General features: G+C 71.4%; 18 protein-coding genes. 9 read left to right on the top strand and 9 right to left on the bottom strand.

Annotated elements, in window-relative coordinates; all coding sequences use genetic code 11:
• Window positions 1–33: 33 nt before the first annotated feature.
• Together IF22_RS0110295 and IF22_RS35355 are read left to right on the top strand one after the other, a co-directional pair.
• Window positions 34–675 carry a GNAT family protein gene (locus IF22_RS0110295; RefSeq protein ID WP_030330662.1) on the top strand — a complete coding sequence of 214 codons (642 nt, stop codon included), beginning with the start codon at window positions 34–36 and terminating at the stop codon, window positions 673–675.
• Between the two features lie 131 nt (window positions 676–806).
• Window positions 807–953 carry a hypothetical protein gene (locus IF22_RS35355; RefSeq protein ID WP_167337290.1) on the top strand — a complete coding sequence of 49 codons (147 nt, stop codon included), beginning with the start codon at window positions 807–809 and terminating at the stop codon, window positions 951–953.
• Between the two features lie 86 nt (window positions 954–1039).
• On the opposite strand, the gene IF22_RS0110285 is transcribed toward IF22_RS35355, so the two are convergent.
• Window positions 1040–1585 carry a CGNR zinc finger domain-containing protein gene (locus IF22_RS0110285; RefSeq protein WP_030330660.1) on the bottom strand — a complete coding sequence of 182 codons (546 nt, stop codon included), beginning with the start codon at window positions 1583–1585 and terminating at the stop codon, window positions 1040–1042.
• 45 nt (window positions 1586–1630) lie between these two features.
• On the opposite strand from IF22_RS0110285, the gene IF22_RS34945 reads away from it, so the two are divergent.
• Window positions 1631–2872: an MFS transporter gene (locus IF22_RS34945; RefSeq protein ID WP_156057434.1), complete on the top strand. Its 1242-nt coding sequence runs from the start codon at window positions 1631–1633 to the stop codon at window positions 2870–2872.
• A gap of 80 nt (window positions 2873–2952) precedes the next feature.
• Window positions 2953–4986, top strand: coding sequence for a hypothetical protein (locus IF22_RS0110275; RefSeq protein WP_036411147.1), 2034 nt, complete (start codon window positions 2953–2955; stop codon window positions 4984–4986).
• Between the two features lie 70 nt (window positions 4987–5056).
• On the opposite strand, the gene IF22_RS33680 is transcribed toward IF22_RS0110275, so the two are convergent.
• Window positions 5057–5473 (bottom strand): hypothetical protein, encoded by a 417-nt coding sequence (locus IF22_RS33680; RefSeq protein WP_051708298.1) that lies wholly within the window; start codon window positions 5471–5473, stop codon window positions 5057–5059.
• 138 nt (window positions 5474–5611) lie between these two features.
• Here IF22_RS33680 and IF22_RS33675 point away from each other — a divergent pair, with 138 nt between their 5' ends.
• From IF22_RS33675 to IF22_RS34285, 4 genes are all read left to right on the top strand, one after another.
• Entirely contained in the window at window positions 5612–6637 is a 1026-nt protein-coding gene (locus IF22_RS33675; protein ID WP_051708297.1) for an NBR1-Ig-like domain-containing protein, read from the top strand.
• Between the two features lie 198 nt (window positions 6638–6835).
• Window positions 6836–7699, top strand: a complete 864-nt coding sequence (locus tag IF22_RS0110260) for a peptidoglycan-binding domain-containing protein (protein ID WP_030330652.1) — start codon at window positions 6836–6838, stop codon at window positions 7697–7699.
• A gap of 32 nt (window positions 7700–7731) precedes the next feature.
• Complete coding sequence (locus IF22_RS0110255; RefSeq protein WP_030330650.1) at window positions 7732–8616, top strand: peptidase inhibitor family I36 protein; 885 nt, start codon at window positions 7732–7734, stop codon at window positions 8614–8616.
• Between the two features lie 6 nt (window positions 8617–8622).
• A complete protein-coding gene (locus IF22_RS34285) occupies window positions 8623–9546 on the top strand; it encodes a peptidase inhibitor family I36 protein (RefSeq protein WP_156057432.1) in 924 nt (307 codons plus the stop codon).
• A gap of 59 nt (window positions 9547–9605) precedes the next feature.
• Here IF22_RS34285 and IF22_RS0110245 read toward each other — a convergent pair whose 3' ends face one another.
• From IF22_RS0110245 to IF22_RS0110235, 3 genes are read right to left on the bottom strand one after another with little or no spacing between them, the layout of a single operon-like run.
• Entirely contained in the window at window positions 9606–12473 is a 2868-nt protein-coding gene (locus IF22_RS0110245) for an FAD-binding and (Fe-S)-binding domain-containing protein (protein WP_030330646.1), read from the bottom strand.
• A 27-nt stretch (window positions 12474–12500) separates the two neighbouring features.
• Window positions 12501–13673 (bottom strand): anhydro-N-acetylmuramic acid kinase, encoded by a 1173-nt coding sequence (locus IF22_RS0110240; RefSeq protein WP_030330644.1) that lies wholly within the window; start codon window positions 13671–13673, stop codon window positions 12501–12503.
• 11 nt (window positions 13674–13684) lie between these two features.
• Window positions 13685–15244, bottom strand: a complete 1560-nt coding sequence (locus IF22_RS0110235; RefSeq protein WP_030330642.1) for a sodium:solute symporter — start codon at window positions 15242–15244, stop codon at window positions 13685–13687.
• A gap of 261 nt (window positions 15245–15505) precedes the next feature.
• Between IF22_RS0110235 and murQ the strand changes: the two genes are divergently transcribed.
• Entirely contained in the window at window positions 15506–16399 is an 894-nt protein-coding gene (gene murQ / locus IF22_RS0110230) for an N-acetylmuramic acid 6-phosphate etherase (RefSeq protein WP_030330640.1), read from the top strand.
• Window positions 16400–16502: 103 nt separating this feature from the next.
• On the opposite strand, the gene IF22_RS0110225 is transcribed toward murQ, so the two are convergent.
• From IF22_RS0110225 to IF22_RS0110210, 4 genes are all read right to left on the bottom strand, one after another.
• Window positions 16503–16787: a hypothetical protein gene (locus IF22_RS0110225; RefSeq protein WP_030330638.1), complete on the bottom strand. Its 285-nt coding sequence runs from the start codon at window positions 16785–16787 to the stop codon at window positions 16503–16505.
• 46 nt (window positions 16788–16833) lie between these two features.
• Window positions 16834–17556, bottom strand: coding sequence for a hypothetical protein (locus IF22_RS0110220; RefSeq protein WP_030330636.1), 723 nt, complete (start codon window positions 17554–17556; stop codon window positions 16834–16836).
• A 219-nt stretch (window positions 17557–17775) separates the two neighbouring features.
• Complete coding sequence (locus IF22_RS0110215) at window positions 17776–19014, bottom strand: MFS transporter (RefSeq protein ID WP_036411144.1); 1239 nt, start codon at window positions 19012–19014, stop codon at window positions 17776–17778.
• 75 nt (window positions 19015–19089) lie between these two features.
• Window positions 19090–19728: a DNA alkylation repair protein gene (locus IF22_RS0110210; RefSeq protein ID WP_051708369.1), complete on the bottom strand. Its 639-nt coding sequence runs from the start codon at window positions 19726–19728 to the stop codon at window positions 19090–19092.
• Window positions 19729–19928 lie beyond the last annotated feature (200 nt).

Raw genomic sequence — 19928 nt, 5'->3', positions numbered from 1 at the left:
CGACCTGGCCGGGCCCCGCAGGAGAGAGCGACAATGGACCGCAACCTGGCCGACGTCCTGGACGCGGCGGCGCACGGGCACTTCCCACCACCGGACGGCGGAACCACAGTGGTGCCGCAACCCAGCCGCCGGGACGCCGGAGTCATCGCCTTCACCGGGCACTCGGTGGTGTTCACCGACGAAGACCCCCAGTGGGTACGCCGTCTGCTGAGCAGCACCGACTGCGACCCGTTGGCGGCCACGATGAACCCGCGTTTCCTGGGTGCGCTGCTCGACCGCACCCGACGGTCCATGGACACCATCGACCTGCTGACCGTCGCGAGCAACCTCGCCGGGCCGCCGCCACTGCGGCTGACCGAGCTTGCCGACGGCGAGCATCCCCGCGAGGTCAGGGCCCGTCGCCGCCGTGACGACGTCCGGGTCTGGGCCGCCGAGGGTGGAGTGGTCGTGCTCGGCCGAGGGGTGGCCGGCCGTTGGGAGGCGGCGATCGAGGTCGACGACGAGCGTCGCCACCGGGGCCTGGGGCGGGCGCTGGCGACGGCGGCCCGGCATCTGGTGCCCGACGGCCAGCCGGTCTGGGCCCAGCAGGCCACCGGGAACGCCCGCAGCGTGCGCGCCTTCCAGGCGGCGGGATTTCGACCGGTGGGCGCCGAAGCACTTCTCCTCCAAGCCTAGGCACACCACATTGACGGACCCCGCGTCCACTGTGCGCATACCGTGATCCGGGGGACGTTTCCACGATCACGTCCGGGGGCATCCCGGCGGATGAAGGCAGCCGCCTCTACCCCCTGATCGAGGAGAACACCATGTCGGTCCAGGCATTTCTCTACGTCGTCGCCGTCATCCTGATCGTGCTCGCGGCCCTGCCGTTGCCCACGAGGGGTGTCTCGCTCGCGCTTCTGGGTGCCGCCTGCGCCCTGCTCGCCTACGCCTGGCCGGTGATCACCGACTGATCCTGCCGTGAGTCATCGTGGGGTCGGTCCTGGCCGGCAGCCCTAGCGCGATCGGGGTGCCGGCCACGACCGTGAGTCTGTTGTCCTCATGGTGCCGGGGTGCGCCGTCGCTGGCGGTACGCGGCCGCCTTGGCGCGGTCTCCACAGCCGCGCATGCCGCACCAGCGCCGCCGCGCGCCGCGCGACCGGTCGACGAACGCTCGGGTGCAGTGCTCGTCGGCGCACCAGCGGAGGGTCAGGCGGTCGCGACTGGCGTGCAACTCCAGGCAGTCGCGCGCCAGGACCGCCAGGACGGCGGCCAGGTCGCCGTCGCGGTGCACCCCGTCGGCCTCAAGGCGCAGCGCGGGTAGCGGCTTCGCGGCGGCTGCATTGACCAGCTCGCGGTCTGTCGGGATCGGCCCGGTGCCGTTGATCAGGGTTTGGACCAGGCGGAACATCGCCTCTCGCAGCGCCTTGGCGTGGCTCAGCCCGGCGTCGTCCACAGCGGGCGGTCGTTCGACGATGCCGGCCTGGACGGCCCAATCCGCTACGTCTCGCGGAGCGGCCAACTGCTCGACATCGGTGTGCCCACGCTCGGCGAGCGTGGGGAGGAAGTCCAGTACCGGCCGATCGGCGATGAACTCGAACCTCACGTCACCATATTGACCGGTGACGTGATGCGATGCAAGAGTGATGCGATGGCATCACCGGTTGAACGGGTGACGAGAGCGGGTTCCGGTAGCCGTCGGGACAACGCTCGACTGGTCCGGTACCTGACCGCGGCGCTGCTGGCGCGTACCGCCGACGAAGGCGCACGTGTGGCGCTGGTGATCCTCGCCCTGGACCGAACCGGCAGCGCGGCCGTCGGCGGAACGTTGGTCGCCACCCTGCTCCTCCCACACGTCGTGGCTGCGCCCCTGGTCGGTGCGCTGGTCGACCGCGCGCGACGGCCGGCGGTCGTGCTCGCCGGCGCGATCGCCGTCTTCGCCGCCGGCCTCGCCGCCCCGGTCGCGATGCTCGGCCATGCGCCGCTGTGGCAGACCTGCCTCGTCCTCGCGATCGCGGGGTGCTGCGGACCCGCGCTGACCGGCGGACTGACCAGCCGACTGGCGGCACTGGCCGGACCCGGACAGGAGGCTCGCGCCTTCGCGCTGGACTCGTTGTCCTACAGCGTCGCCGGCATGCTCGGGCCGGCCACGGTGGGGCTGCTGGCGGCGGCCGATCCCGGCGCCGGCGTTCTCGCGCTCACGGTGGCCGCCGGGCTCGGCGCCCTCGGCGTCACATCCCTGCGCCTGGTCGCCTCCACCACGACGGAGCGGACACGAGCCGCCGGCCTGTTCGACGGTGCCCGCGCGATCGCCCGGATCCCGGACCTGCGAACGATCACCCTCACCACCAGCTTCGGTCAACTGGGCCTCGGTGGTCTGGCTGTCGTGGCCACCACCCTTGCTGCCGCTGCACAGCAACCGACCCAAGCCGGGCTGCTCCTCAGCGTGACCGCCGGTGGCGCATTGGTGGGATCGCTGCTCTGGGCATGGCGGCCGCTGCCCGCCCGCCACGCACCCCGGGTGACAGTCTGGGCGATGGCCGCGGTCGGCGTACCGCTCGCGTTGGCCGCCGCTGTGCACTCCCTACCACTGGCCGCAGCGCTGTTCGCGCTGTCGGGTCTCTGCACTGGACCGCTCGGCGCAGCGCTGTTCCTGGCCCGGAATCAGTTGGCCGACGAGACGATCCGCACTCAGGTCTTCACCATCGGCGCCGGGTTGAAGGTGGCGGCCTCGGCGATCGGGGCCGGGCTCCTGGGCCTCGCCGCCCCCCTCTCGGCGAGCGCCCAACTGCTGCTGGTCGCCGCCTTCCCGATCGTCGCGGGGATCGCGGGCGGCCTGCTGGTGCGGCGCCGCCCGCAATTGTGTGCGAGCGGACTCATCGACCCTTGCTGAGTTTCTTTCACAAGCGTAGGAAGAACACCACCACCGTCAGCCCCGCATCGGTCCGCCGTCCAGCGTCGAAGGAGATGCCTGTGACCACCCCCAGAGGGCTCCGTCTCGCCGTGTCCGTGCTGGTGACCGCGGGCGCGGTCCTGCTCGGCACGGCGGCCCCCGCGGCACCGCCGACGGCACCCGCACCGGCCGGGCACCCGTCCTGCGACCCGATCGACCCGACCGCCTGCCTGCTGCCGTTCCCGAACGACTACTTCACCGTTCCGGACCGGAGCAGCCCCACCGGCAAACGGGTACGGTTCGCCGCCGCCGCGATGCCCGCCAACGTGCAGGGAACCCCCATCGACCCGACGGAGTGGAACCGGCAGGACGGATTCAGCCCGGGCTCGCCGATCCTGGTGCGCGTACCCGGTCTCGACGCCACCGCGAGCGGTATCGCCCCGGTCACCGACATCGGCCGTTCGCTGGCACCGGACGCCCCGATCGTGCTGCTCAACGCCCGGACCGGCACACGCACGCCGTACTGGGCAGAGCTGGACGCGCACGCCGTCGGCCAGCCCGACCGGCAGCTGCTGATCATCCGGCCGGCGGTGGCGCTGGCCGAGGGCACCCGCTACGTGGTCGGGCTGCGGGGCCTGCACGACGGAAACGGGGCCCCGATCCGAGCGCCGAAGGCGTTCACGGCGTACGTGACGGGTGCCGGCGTCACACACCGCGACCCCCGGGCGCCGCAGATGCGCAGGATCCTCACCGATCTGACCCGGAGCGGCGTCAACCGGCACAGCCTCTACCTGGCCTGGGACTTCACGGTGGCCAGCCGGCACGGGCTGACCGGCCGGATGCTGGCGGTCCGCGACGACGCGTTCGCCGACCTCGGCCGGGCTGTCCCGTCGGTCACCGTCACCCAGGTGACCGACTACCGGCCGGAGCAGGACCCGCTGATCGCCCGGCAGGTCAGCGGCACCATCGGCGTGCCGTCCTATCTGACCGGCGACGGCGGCCCCGGCTCCCGGTTGCACTACGGCCCGGCCGGCGGCGCCGGGACACCGCCCACGCCCAACGCCCTGCCCACGCCGTCGGGCACGACACTGGCGGCGGACTTCGTCTGCAACATCCCGCGCAGCGCCTCGGCCGCGAAGCCGGCGCACCTCTCGCTGTACGGCCACGGGCTGCTCGGCCGGCCGACCGAGATCAACGCCGGCAACGTCAAGACGATGTCGAACACCCACAACTTCACCTTCTGCGCGACCAGTTGGATCGGCATGGCCGCCGCCGACGTTCCCTATGTGGCCGGCGCCTTCACCGACCTCAGCGCCTTTCCCGCGGTGGCCGACCGGTTGCAGCAGAGCTTCCTGAACTTCCTCTTCCTGGGCCGCGCGATGATCCACCCCAGCGGCTTCGCCGCCCACCCGGCGTTCCGGGACGCCGCCGCCCGACCGCTGATCGATCGCGGTGGCGGGCTGCACTACGACGGCAACAGCCAGGGCGGCATCAACGGCGGCGCGCTCACCGCCATCGCCCAGGACTGGACCCGGTCGGTGCTCGGCGTGCCGGCGATGAACTACTCCACGCTGCTGCAACGCAGTGTGGACTTCGCGCCGTTCCAGAGCGTGCTGGACGGCTACTACCCGGACACTGTCGACCAGCAGCTCATTCTCGCGCTGCTGCAGATGCTGTGGGACCGGTCCGAGGCCAACGGGTACGCCCAGCACCTGACCGACCAGCCCCTACCGCGCACCCCCGCCCACCAGGTGCTGATGCACGTGGCCTTCGGCGACCAGCAGGTGTCACCCGCCGCTGCGGAGGTGCAGGCGCGCACCATCGGCGCTCGGCTGCACACCCCCGCGCTCGCCGACGGCTGGTCACTGGACGTGCACCCGTACTGGGGTATCGCGCCGATCCGCCGCTACCCGTACACCGGATCGGCAATGGTGATCTGGAACAGCGGCGCGGCCCAGGCGCCACCGCCGACCAACCTCGCCCCGGCCGGGCCCGAGTTCGGCGACGATCCGCACGAGTTCCCCCGCGCCCAGGTCGGGGCCCAGAAACAGAAGGCGGTCTTCCTGCTCACCGGCAGGGTCATCGACGTCTGCGCGCGGACCCCCTGCCCCTGACCCGGACATCGTGACCCGGTGGGGCGCTGGACCGGCCAGCACCCCACCGGGGTACGTCGGACTCGTCAGGTCAGCAGCGCACCTCGGTCTCCTTCTGCGCCACGTCCGAGATGCCGCCGAGGGCGCGGGTGCACACCGACAGCGTGTTCGCGCCCAGCGACCAGACCTCCGGGCCGCTGGAGCACTGCAGGTCGCGCAGCGTGCTTCCGGTCACGATGGAGGTGCACACCTGGTACGCGCCGTGGCTGGCCCGGTACTGCTGCCACACGTACGTGTAGGCGTAGTTCTTACCGCAGCCCTTGTACTGCTTGACCGATGCCGCGGTCTGACCGCCGACGGTGACGTACGCCGTCGCACCGATCTGCACCGAGCCCGCACAGCGCGGGTTGGTTTCGGCGTGCGCGGGTCCGGCGAACGCCAGCGTCGCGGGCAGAGCCAGACCGGCGGCCGCGAGGATGCGTACGCCACGTCGGATATGGCTTTTCATCGGGTGACCTCCTTCAATGCACCGGGGCGTCGCCCGCCGGTGTCGTCGATGCACCACATTGATGGCGGCCACCGCCCGTTCGGTACCCTCTGACACGCTCTGACAACGCCTGACAACGTCGTCTGACATGGGGGAGTGATGAAGGACCAACGTGCTGCCACGGAGTCGACTCAGGACAGACGGGCCGCCGAGCGGTTCGCCGAACAGCTACGGGCCCTGCGGGCCGAGGCGGGCGACCCGTCGTTCCGGAAGATGGCGGGGCGCTCGGGCCGGATCTCGCACACCACGCTGCACGAGGCGGCCTCCGGAACCAGGTTCCCCTCCTGGGAGACCGTCCGGGAGTTCGTGCGAGCCTGCGAGGCGGACGAGGTCCAGTGGCGGCGTCGATGGGAGGACGCACAGCTCCCCGGGACGGTCCCCGGCATCGCGGACGCCGAGGTGGCACCGATCGGCACCGCTTCCCCGGCCGGCGTCGACACCCCGCCCGCCACCGCTGACAAGCAGCCCGACACCAGGGTCGACGCCCCGCAGACCCACCGGCCCGTCGTCTCCGGCGTCCCCGTGACGCCGCCCGGGGATCGGGGCGCGCTGGTTATCACGGGCTACCCGCGGACCGACGAGGAGGTGGTGGGTGCGCGGCGGCACCGGCTGCCGTGGCTCGCCGCCGCCTCGGTCGTGCTGGTGGTGGCGATGGTTGCCGTCGTGGGTGTCATCGTCCGCGACAAGTCCCGGGACGACCCCGGTGCCGTGGCCGCGTCGCCCGCACCGCCGGCGTCGCCCTCCGAGTCAGCGTTCTCGGACTCGCTGATCCCCGGCGACTCCAGCAAGTTCATCTCCGACGTGACCATCCCCGACGGCACCCGGGTGCGGGTGAACTCCCAGTTCGTCAAGGTGTGGGCCCTCAAGAACGTGGGGAAGGTCGCCTGGCACAACCGTTTCCTCGCCCGGACCAACCCGACCGCCGACGCCGACGGTTGCCAGGTGCCGGACCGGGTGGCGATCGGTGACACGCCTCCCGACGAGCAGGTGATGATCAGTGTTCAGGTCACCGCACCGAGCCGCCCCGGGAAGTGCTGGGTCAGTTGGAAGATGGTCGACGAGAACGGGCAGGAGTTCTTCCCCACCCGCCGGCCGGTGTACTTCATGGTCACCGTCATCGCCTGAGCGCGCCCCGGTCGCCGGTGTCAGCGCACGATGAGCCGGTGTCAGCCCCGGTGCTGCCGAAGCTGACAACACCACATCCGTCGAGGTCGATGACCATCTGACGGATCTGACAGGACGGCGGGGGTACCGAACAGCAGGTCGATTCTCGCAAGGTGATGTCCGTTCCGAACGACTCACCAACCGCGAGGAGAATCGACAGTGCGTCGTCAGTGGTTATCCGTCGGGCTCGCCGCGCTCTGCGTGGCCGTCGGGGTCCCGGCCCACGCGTGGGCCGCCACATCCGGCACCACCGCGCAGCGAACCGTCACCACGGCCGTGCGGCCAGTCGTGGACATGGAAGCCACCGTCCTGGCCGCCCAGATCGACCCCCGTCGGCCCGACAACACCCTCACCCCGGGCGCGAAGAGCTCCGTGCTCGCCGTCGAGCAGGCGTTGCAGGCGCAGGGCCTGCTGAACGCGCAGTGGGTCGACGGCTACTTCGGCACCGTGACCATCTCGGCGTACGCCGCGTACCAACGCACGCTCGGCTACACCGGGCTGGCCGCGAACGGGCTGCCCGGCACGACGTCGCTGACAAAGCTCGGGCAGAACCGCTACACCGTCGTCAACACGATCGGCCCGGGCGCGAAGGTCCCGCGCGACGGGTACGTCGTCAACGCCCGTACCCAGGCGATGCTGGCGCAGGCGCAGCGGCTGCTCGGCTACCCCCTGGTGCTCGACCAGGGCTCGTACAACCCCGGCGGCGACCCCACCTCGGCCGGTACGCACGACGGCGGGGGTGTGGTGGACATCGCGGTCACCGGCATGACCGCGGCCAGGCGCACCGCAGTTGCCCGGGCCCTGCGCCAGGTCGGCTTCGCCGCCTGGGTCCGCAACCCGGATCAGGGCGACTGGCCGTGGCACATCCACGCCGCCGCGATCAACGACACGGACCTGTCCAGTCAGGCGCAGCACCAGGTCGGCGACTACTACCTGGGCCTGAACGGTCTGGCCAACCAGGGTCCGGACGACGGCCCCCAGGTCCCGATCAGGACCTGGGAGCAGTACCAGCGCGGGCAGTGACCCGCACCCCTCACCAATTCTGAAAGGACACCATGAACATCCGGAAGAGCCTTGCGGCCGTCGGCGTCGCGCTGGCCGCGACCACCTCGATCCTCAGCGTCGGATCGCCCGCGTCGGCGGCGGCCCGAGACGGGGTCTGCGAGAGCGGCGAGTTCTGCTACTACTACAACAGCGACAACGCGGGGTCGGTCTCGGACTTCACCGGCTCGCTCGACGACTACGGCACCGAGCAGCCCTCGTGCTACGACTTCAAGGGCGCCGGCGCTGGCAAGGGCCTGTGTATCAAGAACGAGGCCGCCTCGGTCTGGAACCGCAGCACCAAGACCGTGCGCGTCTACTACAACAGCGGCTACGCCGGTTCCTACCAGGACTTCGCGGCCGGCGCGAAGGGCAACCTCAACGCCACGCTGAAGAACAACAACGCCTCGCACGAGTTCTCGCCGTCGACGCGCACGAACCTGTCGTACGCGCTGTACCAGGCCAGCGGCGGCTCGGTCACCTGCGCCTTCGACGGTTACACCACCACGCCGGGCCGGCACGAGGGCATCGACATCGCCCGCAGCGTCGGCTCGGACGTGCGTGCCCTGGTCTCCGGAACTGTCACCTACGTGGCGCGGGGCGCCACCGGCAGCGGCGGTCTGTCCACGATCTCCGTCTACAACTCCTCGCTCAACAAGACGGTGATCTACCTGCACACCGCGCCGAGGTCCGGGGTGAGCGTGGGCGACGCCATCAGCAAGGGCCAGATCATCGCCGACGAGTCGTGGCACGGGGTGTCCTCCAGCTCGGGCGCGCACACCCACGTCGAGGTCCGGGCCGGCCGGCAGACCCACGCGGCCGTCAGCGTCGGCGACCCCACCCTGGACAACGCCGACCCGACCGCGTTCTGGAACTCCCAGGGCTACAACGAGAGGTAGGACGCCGTGAATTTTCGCAAGGGCCTCGCCGTCGTCGGCGCCGTCCTCGCCATGTCCACCTCCATCCTGAGTGTCGCCTCGCCGGCAGCGGCGGCGGGACGGGACGGAACCTGCGACAGCGGCGAGTTCTGCTACTACTACAACAGCGACCAGGCCGGCTCGGTCTCCGACTTCACCGACTCGCTCGATGATTACGGCACGACCCAGCCGACCTGCTACGACTTCAAGGGCGCGGGCAGCGGCAAGGGCCTGTGCGTGAAGAACAACGCCGCGTCGGTGTGGAACCGGACCGGCAAGACGGTGCGGGTCTACTTCAACAGCAACTTCGCCGGTTCCTACCAGGACTTCGCAGCCGGCGCTATGGCAAACCTCAACGCCACGCTGAAGAACAACAACGCCTCGCACGAGTTGGTGAGCGGGGCGACGGGCTGTAGCACCGACGGCACCAACACCAAGCTGCCGAGCACGATCCTCGTGTACCGGGTCAGCCTCGGGCGCGTCGATCGGGTCGACTTCAAGACGTACGTCAAGAACGTCCTCCCGAACGAGTGGATCACGAGCTGGCCGGCCGCCTCGCTGGACGCCGGTGCGATGGCCGTCAAGAGCTACGGCTGGTACTGGGCGTTGCACTCGACCCGGAAGACGTCCGGTGGACAGTGCTACGACGTCCGGGACGACACCGGCGACCAGGTCTACCGGCCGTCGACGGCAGTCTCGTCCACGTCCGCCGCGGTGGACCGGACCTGGTCGGCCCGGATGACCCGCAACGGCAACATCCTGCGGGCGCACTACTGCGCGACGACGACCGCGTGCGGTGGCTGGGTGGACGGGGACTGGCTGTCGCAGTACGGCTCGCGTGACCTCGCCAACCAGGGCAAGACCTACCAGGCGATCCTGCGCTACTACTACAGCGACATCGCCCTGTCCTGAGATCACGTACCAACCGCGCCGCCCGCCGCAGTTCGCGGCGGGCGGCGTGCGCGTGCCGGTTACGCCGGCGGCTCGACGGCCTCGACGAGCACCTCCAGCACGTGCCGGTACGACTGCCCGGTGGCCCGGCTCATGCCCAGCTCGCAGGTGCGGTTGCTGGAGGCGTACGCGTCGTGGCCGCGCTGGTTGATCTCGGTGGCCTGCGCCGCCGTGGCACCGGCAGTGACCTCGGGGTGCAGCAGCCCCCGGTCACCGGCGAAGGCGCAGCACCCCCAGCTGTCCGGCACGGTGACGGTGTCGGCGACCGCCCGGGCCACGGTGCGCAGGTCGTCGATGCCGTCCAGGTGCACAGTGGAGCAGGTGGGGTGCAGGGCCAGCGAGCGCAGTCGCCGGGGCTGCGGCAGCGCCGGCAGGAGGTGCTCGGCGGTGAAGCTCACGCTGTCGACGACGCGCAGGCCGGCGTAGCGGGCCCGATCCTCCTCGGCCAGCGCGGCGGTCAGCTGTGTGAGCCCGTGCGTGCAGGACGACGCGTCGCAGACGACGGGCAACCGGCCCTCGTCGCTGGCCGCCCAGAGCGCGGCCAGGGTCCGTTCGGCCATCTCCCGGTGCCCGGCGGGGTAGCCCTTGGACTGCCACGGGGTTCCGCAGCACAGGCCCGCTGTTCCGGTCGGTACGACCAGCGGGACTCCGGCCAGTTCGCAGAGGCGCAGGAACGCCGTAGCCGCTCCGCCGGACCGGCCGTCCTCGGGAGCGAAGAGGCTGCCGACGCAGGCCGCGAAGAACACCGCCCGGGCGTCCGGCTCGCTGCGGGGCGCGGGGCGGGGCGCACCGGCGCGCGGCATGTCGTCGCTCCACAGCGGCATGAGTTCGGTCCCGCCGAGCCCTCGGATCACCCCGGTGGCGGCGCGGGTCAGCGGCGCCGGTACGGCGTGCGCGGCGGTCAGTCCCACCCGGACGCCCGTCACGGCGGCCTGCCAGTGCCGTGCGGCGGTGCGGGCGGTGCGCTGGGCGCGTGGGCTGTGCCGCTCGGCGCGCAGCCGCTTCATCGCCGCCCCGGTGTCGATGCCGACCGGGCAGGCGGTGACGCAGAGGCTGTCGGCGGCGCAGCTGTCCACAGCTGCGTACGCGTAGTCGGCGGTGAGTTCCCGGCGGCGTTCCTCGTCGCCGGCGGCGGTGGCGAGGGCGATCTGTCGTTGCAGGACGATGCGCTGCCGGGGGGTGGTGGTGACGTCGGCGGTGGGGCAGACCGGCTCGCAGTAGCCACACTCGACGCAGGCGTCCAGCTCGGGGTCGACGGTCGGCACGGCCTTGAGCTGCCGCAGGTGCACTGTCGGGTCGTCGTTGAGCAGGACGCCGGGGTTGAGCAGGTCGGTCGGGTCGCACAACCGCTTCAGCTCGCGCATCACGTCGTACAGCTCGTCGCCGTACTGCCGCCGGACGAAGGGTGCCATGGCCCGGCCGGTGCCGTGCTCGGCCTTGAGGGTGCCCCCTTCGGCCAGCACCAGGTCGACCATGTCGTCGGTGAACCGGGCGTAGCGCTCGATCTCGGCAGCGGTGTCGAAGGACTGGGTGAGCATGAAGTGCAGGTTGCCGTCGCGGGCGTGCCCGAAGATCACCGCGTCCGGGTAGCCGTGCCTGTCGAACAGACGGATCAGCCCGTCGCAGGTGCCGGTCAGCCGTGGCATCGGCACCGCGATGTCCTCCAGCAGGGCGGTGGTGCCGGGCGGGCGGGCACCGGCGACGGCGGTGTAGAGGCCCTTGCGCAGGTGCCAGAGCTGGGCCCGTTCGCGCGGGTCGCGGGTCAGCTCGGTGCCCGCGACGGCCGGCAGCCGGTCGAGGACTACCCGGGCGTCGGCCAGCGTCGCGGCCAGCCGCTCCGCGCTCTCCTCGGTGAACTCGACCAGCAGCGCGGCGTGGCCGGTGACCGTCAGCCCGCGCAGGGCCGGGCTCGCACCCGGGTCGCGCTGGCTGACCCGCAGCGCTGCCGCGTCGAGCAGTTCGGCGGTACGGGCGCCGGCGGCGAGCAGGGCGGGCAGCGCGTCGGTGGCGGCGGTGAGACCGGGCAGGATCAGCAGGCCGGTGGCGGCGTGGTCGTGGATCTCGACGGTCCGGAAGACGGCCTCGGCCACGAAACCGAGCGTGCCCTCGCTGCCGATCATCAGGTGGGCGAGCATCTCGACCGGGCTGTCGTGGTCGAGCAGCGAGTTCAGCCCGTACCCCATGGTGTTCTTCATGGCGAACAGCCGCTCGACGGTGGCGCGCGACTGCGGCGTCGAGCGCACCCGGTCGCGCAGCCGCAGCAGCCCGGCGTGCAGCTCGGGCTCGTCGGTCCGCAGCCGGTCGTCGGCGTCGCGGGCGCCGGAGTCGACGACGGTGCCGGACGGGAGCACGAAGCGCAGCGATTCCATCGTCCGGTACGCGTTGTCGGTGGTGCCGCAGGTCATCCCGCTGGAGTTGTTGGCCACCATGCCACCGACGGTGCAGGCGGCCTCGCTGGCCGGGTCCGGGCCGAGCCGGCGTCGGTAGCGGGCCAGCCGGGCGTTGGCCTGCCGGATCGTCAGGCCGGGTTGCAGCCGGATGCGCCAGCCGTCGTCGAGGACCTCGGCGTGCCGCCAGTCGGTGCGGACGTCGACCAGCACGCCGGCGCCGCCGGCCTGCCCGGCGAGGCTGGTGCCACCGCCGCGCAGGGTCAACGACACGCCGGCCTCCCGGGCGCCGGCCATCAACGCCCCGACCTCGGCCGCCGAGGCGGCGCGGACCACAGCCTGCGGTTCGAACAGGTACGGCGAGGCGTCGTGTGCCGCCGCCAGCCTCCGGGGCAGCTCGGCGCTGGCCCGGCTGGGATCATCGAGGCGCGCGCGCAGCAGTTCGGCGACCGCACGGGCGCGGACGCCGGCCGAGGTTGGCGCGGGTACGGCGGTGCTCATGGGCGATCCTCCCGGGCGAGGGGGCGGTCAGTCGGCGACGATCTGTAGCCGGTTGGGAGCGGTGCTGACCGGCGCGGGCAGCCGTAGCGGCTGCCGGCCGGGCGTGATGCTGCCGAGTACGGACGGGTGCCGCGCGCCGGTGCCCGAGCGCAGGGTGCCCGGCAGCCCGTGCACGGTCAGGTAGCCCAGCAGCGCGAAGGCCAACGCCTCCTTGGCGTCCGAGGCGATGCCCAGGTCGTCGCTCGACGACAGGTCGACGTCCGGCAGCTCGTCGGCGATCATGCGCATCAGCGTCGGATTGCGCGCCCCGCCGCCGGAGACGACGAGCCGGGTGACGCCGTGATCGCGGCAGGCGTCGGCCACCGTGGCCGCCGTCAGTCGGGTGAGCGTGGCCAGCACGTCCTGCGGGTCCGGGGTGGGCGCGTCGGCGAGGGCGGCCAGCAGGTAGGGCGTGTGGAACAGCTCCTTGCCGGTGCTCTTCGGGCTGGGCAGCCGGTAGTACGGCTCGTCGAGCAGTCGCCGCAGCAGGGCCAGGTTCACCTGCCCGGCGGCCGCCCCGCGTCCGTCCCGGTCGTAGTGCTCGGTGCCTCCGCTGAAGTGGCGGGCGGCGGCGTCGAGGAGCGCGTTGGCCGGGCCGGTGTCGAAGGCGAGCGGGTCGGCGTCCGGCGCGACGACGGTGATGTTGGCGATGCCGCCCAGGTTCAGGGCGGCCGGGACGCCGGGCAGGCCGCCCAGCAGCAGCGCGTCGAAGAGGGCGACCAGGGGGGCACCCTGGCCGCCGGCGGCGACGTCGCGGCTGCGCAGGTCGGCCACCACCGCAAGACCGGTGGCCTCCGCGATCCAGGCCGGCTGACCCAGCTGGAGGGTGCCACGCACCGTGCCGTCCTCGACCCAGTGGTGCATGGTCTGCCCGTGCGAGACGAGCAGGTCGGCGTGGCCATCGCAGAGTTCCGCGAGGGCCCGCACGCCAGCCTCGGCGAACGCCTGGCCGATGCCGGTGTCCAACACGCAGATCGCCTCGGTGGTGGTCGGGGCGGGCGGCAGGGCGGCGGCGATCCGGGTGCGCAGCTGCTCGGGGTACGGGTGACTGAGCCGACCCAGCGTTCGCATCCGCAGCGTGTCACCGCTGAGGTCGAGGTCGGCGGCGGCGGCTTCGATGCCGTCGTAGGAGGTTCCGGACATCAGGCCGATCACGCGCATCACGTCCTCCTTCATGCCCGGCCGGCGGGCGCTGCCGTCTCGTCGACCTCGTCGGTGCGTCCATGGTCGTACGGCGTCTCCGGGGCCGGGTGGAACCGGCTCGACACCGCGCCGACGACCAGGGTGATCAGGACGCCGATCGGGACCAGCCACTGCGCGGCGATGGCGGTGGCGGTGGTGGTCCCGGCCGTCGTCACATCGATCTTGACGTAGCGGACGATGTAGGTCATCACCGCCACGGTGACCAGGAAGGCGATCACCGCGTCGACCTGGTTGGCCCGCTTGACCAGGCGGCCGAGCAGGAAGGCCCCGAGCAGTGCGCCGTAGGTGTAGCCGGCGATGGTCAGACCGGTCAGGTAGACGTTTCCGGTGCTGGAGCTGAACGCGCAGGCGAAGACCGCCATCAGCACCGCCCAGACCAGGGTCATCACCCGGGCGAGCCGGAGCATCACGTCGTCCGACGGGACCGTGCGGAAGAAGCTGTGGATGAAGTCGGCGACGGTGGAGTTCGACATCGAGTTCAGCGCCGACGACAGCGAACCCATCGCGGCGCCGAGGATGCCGGCCACCAGCAGACCCGAGATGCCCACCGGCAGAGCGTGCAGGATGAAGCTCGGGTAGAGGTTGTCGCTACTGGCCAGGCCGAGCTCCTTGAAGCTCTGACCCTTGTTGTACGACCACAGCAGCGCCCCGACCAGGGAGAACGCCGCGAACTGGATCACCACGAAGATGCCCGAGGAGATCATCGCCTGCTGCCCCTCGCGCAGCGTCCGGGTGGACAGGATGCGCTGGACGATCAGCTGGTCCGACCCGTGGCTGGCCATCGCGAAGATCGCGCCACCGATGATCGCGGTCGGCAGGGCGAACGGGCTGGTGAGCACGTGCGCGAGGTCGAAGTTGGTGTCGAAGAGCTGGAACTTGCCGGCGTCGAATGCCTGCGAGTAGCCGTCGAAGCCGACGGCGTGGCTGAGCACCGCGATGGCCAGGATCGCCCCACCCAGGTACAGCCCCATCTGGATGGCGTCGGTCCAGATGACCGCTTTGATGCCACCGAGGTAGGTGTAGACCACCGTGATGAGCGTGAGCACGATGATGATGGCCTGGTAGCTGACGTTCAGCCCGAACTCGTCGAGGAGCAGCTTGATGGGGATGGCCGAGGCGAACAGCCGTACGCCCTCGGCGAGCAGGCGGGTGAAGACGAACGTCACCGACGCCAGACCCTGGAGTTTCAGGCCAAACCGCTCACCGAGGTACTGGTAGGCGCTGACGAACCCACCCCGCTTGTACAGCGGGATGAGCACCGCGGCCACGACGACCCGACCGATGACGTAACCCAGGGCCAGCTCGACGTTGCCGAAGCCCTGACCGCTGTAGGCGCCGCCGGGAACACTGATCACGGTCAGGACGCTGGTCTCGGTGGCGACCACGGAGAACGAGACGGTCCACCAGGGCAGTCGGCCCTCGCCGACGAAGTAGTCCTTGGCGGACTTCTGTTTGCCGGACAGGCGTAGTCCGACGAAGGCGATCACCACGAGGTACAGCACGATCACGACGAGGTCGAGTTGACGCACGGCTCGCTCCCAACCAGCGATTGTCAAGAAGTGACGTTGGACCAGGGTAACGCGAAACTTTTTGCCACCGCCCGGCCGGGCTGGTTACGCTGTGGTTTCAGCCTGCTGATACGGGGACTGTTCGCAGCTGCGCCGCGGCCTGGCCGTGGCGGCGGGTCGCGAGGACGCGCTCGACGACGAGCCGTCCCGGGCCGCCGGGCGACCGGAGATCCGCGCCCCGCCGGCCGGCGACTGCACACCAGCGAGAGGAACGAGCACCCCGTGGACCTCAGCACCCTCGGCACCGAGACCCGCAACGACAAGACCAGCGACCTCGACCGGATGTCTCCCACCGAGTTGCTTCTCGCGATGAACGACGAGGACCAGACGGTCGCCGAGGCCGTCCGCCGGGCCGTGCCGGACATCGCCGCCGCCGTCGACGTCATCGTGGCGTCGCTACGCCAGGGCGGACGGCTGATCTACCTCGGCGCGGGCACCAGCGGCCGGATCGGCATGCTCGACGCCGTCGAGATCCCACCCACCTTCGGCACCACGCCCGATCGGGTCGTCGGGCTGCTCGCCGGCGGGGCACGCGCCTTCGGTGTCGCCGTCGAGGGCGCCGAGGACGACCCGACCCGCGCCGTCGCCGACCTCGACGCGGTCGGCCTGACCGCCCGCGACACGGTGGTCGGGCTCGCCGCCAGCGGCCGTACCCCGTACGTGGTCGGCGGGTTGGACCACGCCCGCGCGCGCGGCGCGGCGACCGTCTCGGTGGCCTGCAACACCGACGCGGTGACCAGCCGGCACGCCGACGTCGCCATCGAGGTGCCCACCGGGCCCGAGGTGCTCACCGGCTCCACCCGGCTCAAGGCCGGCACCGCCGAGAAGCTGGTCTGCAACATGCTGTCGACCGCCGCGATGGCCCGGCTGGGCAAGGTCTACGGCAATCTGATGGTGGACATGAACGCCACCAACGAGAAGCTCGTCGACCGGGCCCGTCGGATCGTCGCCGAGGCCGCCGACACCGACCTGGACACCGCCGCGCGGGCGCTCGCGGCGGCGCGCGGGCACGCCAAGACGGCCATCGTGCTGCTGCTGGCGAACTGCACCGCCGAGGAGGCCGCGGCCCGGCTGCGCGACGCCGACGACGACGTCCGGGCGGCCGTCGCCGCCTGACCCGTCGGGAGGCCGGCCTTCGGCGGGGCGAGCTGTCCCGCGGCTGACCCGCTACCAGATCGACGAAGCGCCCCGTTCGTTGCGGACGGGGCGCTTCGTGGTGTCAGTGCTGCTGGGTGTCGGGAGCCGGCTGGTCCCCGTCCGCATCGTCTCCGGTGGCGCTGGCCAGCTCGATCCGGGGGGACCGGTCCGGCGGGAGGTGGGCGAAATCGGCGATGACGACGACATCCACCTCCCCGTCGATCATGCTCTGTTCGACGGTCTCCCACGGTGCCCGCACGGTTCCCGCGAATCGGTACGAGTGTCGGCGAAGGTGGCGGAGACACTTCGCGACGGCGGGCTCCGACGGCTCGATGTCGGCGGGGATCCAGATGACGGCGATTTCCATGAGTCTCTCCTGATCAACGTCGTGGACGTGAGTGGGCGATCAGGAGCTACCGGGGTGGGGGAGGACCCCGCTCCACCGGTAGACCGGTAGCGCGCAGGTCGACGGCGCTGACGGTGAACCCGGCCCGCAGCAGCGGGATGGATGGCGGAGCTTCGGCTGTCGACGGAGGTGGCTCGGCACCGCCGGTGCTGGTGGTGGCCGGCCCGGTGGCGAGCGCCACGACGAACACCGGCGGCCCCGGTGCGGGACGGGCCGGCGGGACGGGCCGCTCACCGGTGACGGTGACGGTGGCCGTCGTCGCCCGCGCCCGATCCGACGCCCGGCCATCGGACCTGCCGTGGGCACCGCCCGGGGACACCGTCGACGGCACCGACTGGTCAAGGCGTACGGCAGGCGGGACCGGGGCGGCTGGCGTCGGCGTGGTGCGCGGCGACGAGGGGGCACGGGCCGGACGACGTGGCGCGGTGGTGGCCGGCCTGGCCGACACTGTCGGTACCGGCCTGGCCGACAGCGTCGGTACCGGCAGGGGCGGCGGTTCTATCGACGGCAGGGGCAGCGGGTCCGTGGACGGCAGGGGCAGCGGGACGACAGTCGTCGGCACGGGCAGTGGGACATCCAGCTGCACCTCGACGACGTCGTCCACCGAAACCGAGAGGGCCTGCGGCGAGGTGGCGACCTCCAGCGGCGGGAGACGCGACGGTGACGGGCTGTCGGCGTGGGCGGGGCTGGCGCCCAGGGCCGCCCCGAGCGCCGCCGCCCCGAGCGCCACCGGGGGAAGGCTGTGCCTCAACCGCATCAGCCGGCGGCCGTCGGCAGCGACGTCGCCGGCCCTGCCCGGCCGGGCTCGCCAGTGCGGTGCCGCTGGTCGGGCAGGTACCCGTGCCGCAGTGTCGCTTGCCTCATGTGCGGGTTCTTGCCCCGGTGAACCGTTGGCTACACCTTCTGTCGATGTCCTGGCCGAGCACTGTGGACGGAGCGGGGGTGGGCTTCACACCCGGGCCTCGGTGGGGGCCGGCGCGCTGTCGAGTGGCAGGTCGCGCAGGCCGCGGATCGGCGTCGACAGGTAGATGATCGGGGACAGCACGGTGAGCGCCCCGAAGATCAGCAATGTCGTGCGGGCACCGAGCGGCCCGGCCAGGAGGCCGGCGAGCAGGCCACCGACCGGGATGGCGCCCCAGGAGACGAACTTGACAGTGGCGATCACCCGGGACAACAGCTCCGGTGGGCTGGCGAGCATCCGGTACGTGCGGGTGGTCACGCTGAGCACCACTGTGGAGCTGGCGAGGATGAGATTGCCGGCCGCGAAGGCCAGGAATGCGACGGTGCCGGTACCCAGCGGGATGATGAGCGCGCCGGCCACGCCGACGAAGGCCGCGATGATCAGGCCGCGGGCGGTGCCGAACCGGTTGGTGAAGCGGGTCGTCAGCGCGGCGCCGATGAGTGTGCCGAGACCGTCGGTGGCGATCAGCAGCCCGACCAGGACCGGCGATGCGTGCAGCTCGCGCACCAGGTAGAACGGGAAGAGGGCCAGCATCGCGCCGCTGACGAAGTTCGTCGCGGTGGCGTCCCACATGGCCGGTCCGATGATCGGGTGTCGCAGCACGAAGTGCCAGCCCTCGCGGATCATCGTGACCATCGGTGGTCGCTCGGCCGATCGCTGCACCCGGCGAGCCGGCAGGGTGCGCAGCAACACCGCGGAGACCAGATAGCTGACGGCGTCCACGAAGAGCGTCGGCACCGCGCCCAGCACCGCCACCGCGAAGCCGCCCAGGGACGGACCGCCCAGCGTGGTGGCGGCATGGGTGCCGGAGGTGAGGCTGTTGCGGGCCTGCAACTGCGCGGCCGGCACGATCTCCGGCAGGAACGTCTGGTTCGCCACGTCGAACAGCACGTTGGCGAAGCTCACCACCAGGGCGACAGCGATCAGCTGGGCCACGGTCAGCATGCCGAGCCACCAGGCCAGCGGGACCGACGCGATGGCGAGGGCCCGGACCAGGTCCAGGCCGACCTGCATGCCGCGCAGCGGCACGCGCTGCACGATCACCCCGGCCGGCAGGCTGATCAGCAGGTACGCCAGATAGCCCGCCGCGGTGATCAGACCCATCTCGAAGGCCGACGCGTGGAGCACGTTCAGCGCGGTCAGCGGTAGGGCCAGCGCGCCGACCGCCGAGCCGAGGTGGCTGGTCGTGCCGGCGACCCACCACCGCCAGAACGTAGTAAGTCCCATAATGGAACTCACTATAGGGACGGGTGGCGGACGGCGTCGACCCCGTTCCAGAGGGCTCGACCGGGAAGGTGCTGTCTATCCCGCGCGGCGGACCATCTCGGTGATCCAGATCGGCGCGAACGGAGACGTGCAGCCGGGGGAGGTCGGATAGTCCCTGAGCACCCCCAGGCGTTCGCCGATGTCGATCGCCCGAGCGCGGTGCTCGGCGTGCTCGATCCCGATCTGCGCCAGGCAGTGGTTCATCGCCCACTGGAGGCGATCCGGCGCGTCCGCCATCTCGGTCTCGATCACATCGAGCAGTCCCGGGAGGTCGAGACTCTCGGGACTCTTCGTCACGCGTTCGGTGGTCAGCGCCCAGCCGGCGCTCGCGACCACGGGATCCGCGTCGGCGAACCAGGCCAGCCGCAGCTCGTCGGCGTGCCGGTTCTTCTTCACCACGTAGTTGACCAGCCAGTCGTGCACCTTCGGGGTGCGCGCCTCGCGCACCATGACGTCCAACTCGTCACGCGTGAACGCCCGGGGACGACAGATCAGGATCGCCAGCAGTCTCGCCGCGGACTCACCCGTCGCCCAGAGTTGGCGCGCGAGATCGTGCTGCGTCTTCAGCCGCTTCGCGAGCGCCCGAAGCGCGCCGAGGTTTACACCATGATCGTCACCGTGTCTGGCGTTCACCTCGCGGGCCCTCGGGTCCGCCAACTCGGCCAGCTCGGCCATCACCTCGGCCACCGTCGCAGTGTTCGTCGTCGCCGCCACCGCAGCCTCCTGCCCATCGGGGTTGATGCAGCTTACGGCGCTGGCCCGCCGACCGACGCGTTCGGCAGGACCGGTGCAGGCGACCGGGACCGGACGTTTCACATTCGCGTGACGGGTATCCAGGCGTACCAGTGCGACCGGCGGTGAACAGCTTCACGGAG

It is taken from the genome of Micromonospora parva (assembly GCF_000718515.1).
GTDB lineage: Bacteria > Actinomycetota > Actinomycetes > Mycobacteriales > Micromonosporaceae > Micromonospora > Micromonospora parva.
The sequence above is the reverse complement of the archived record's forward strand: the minus strand, read 5'-3'. Positions and strand labels throughout refer to the sequence as shown.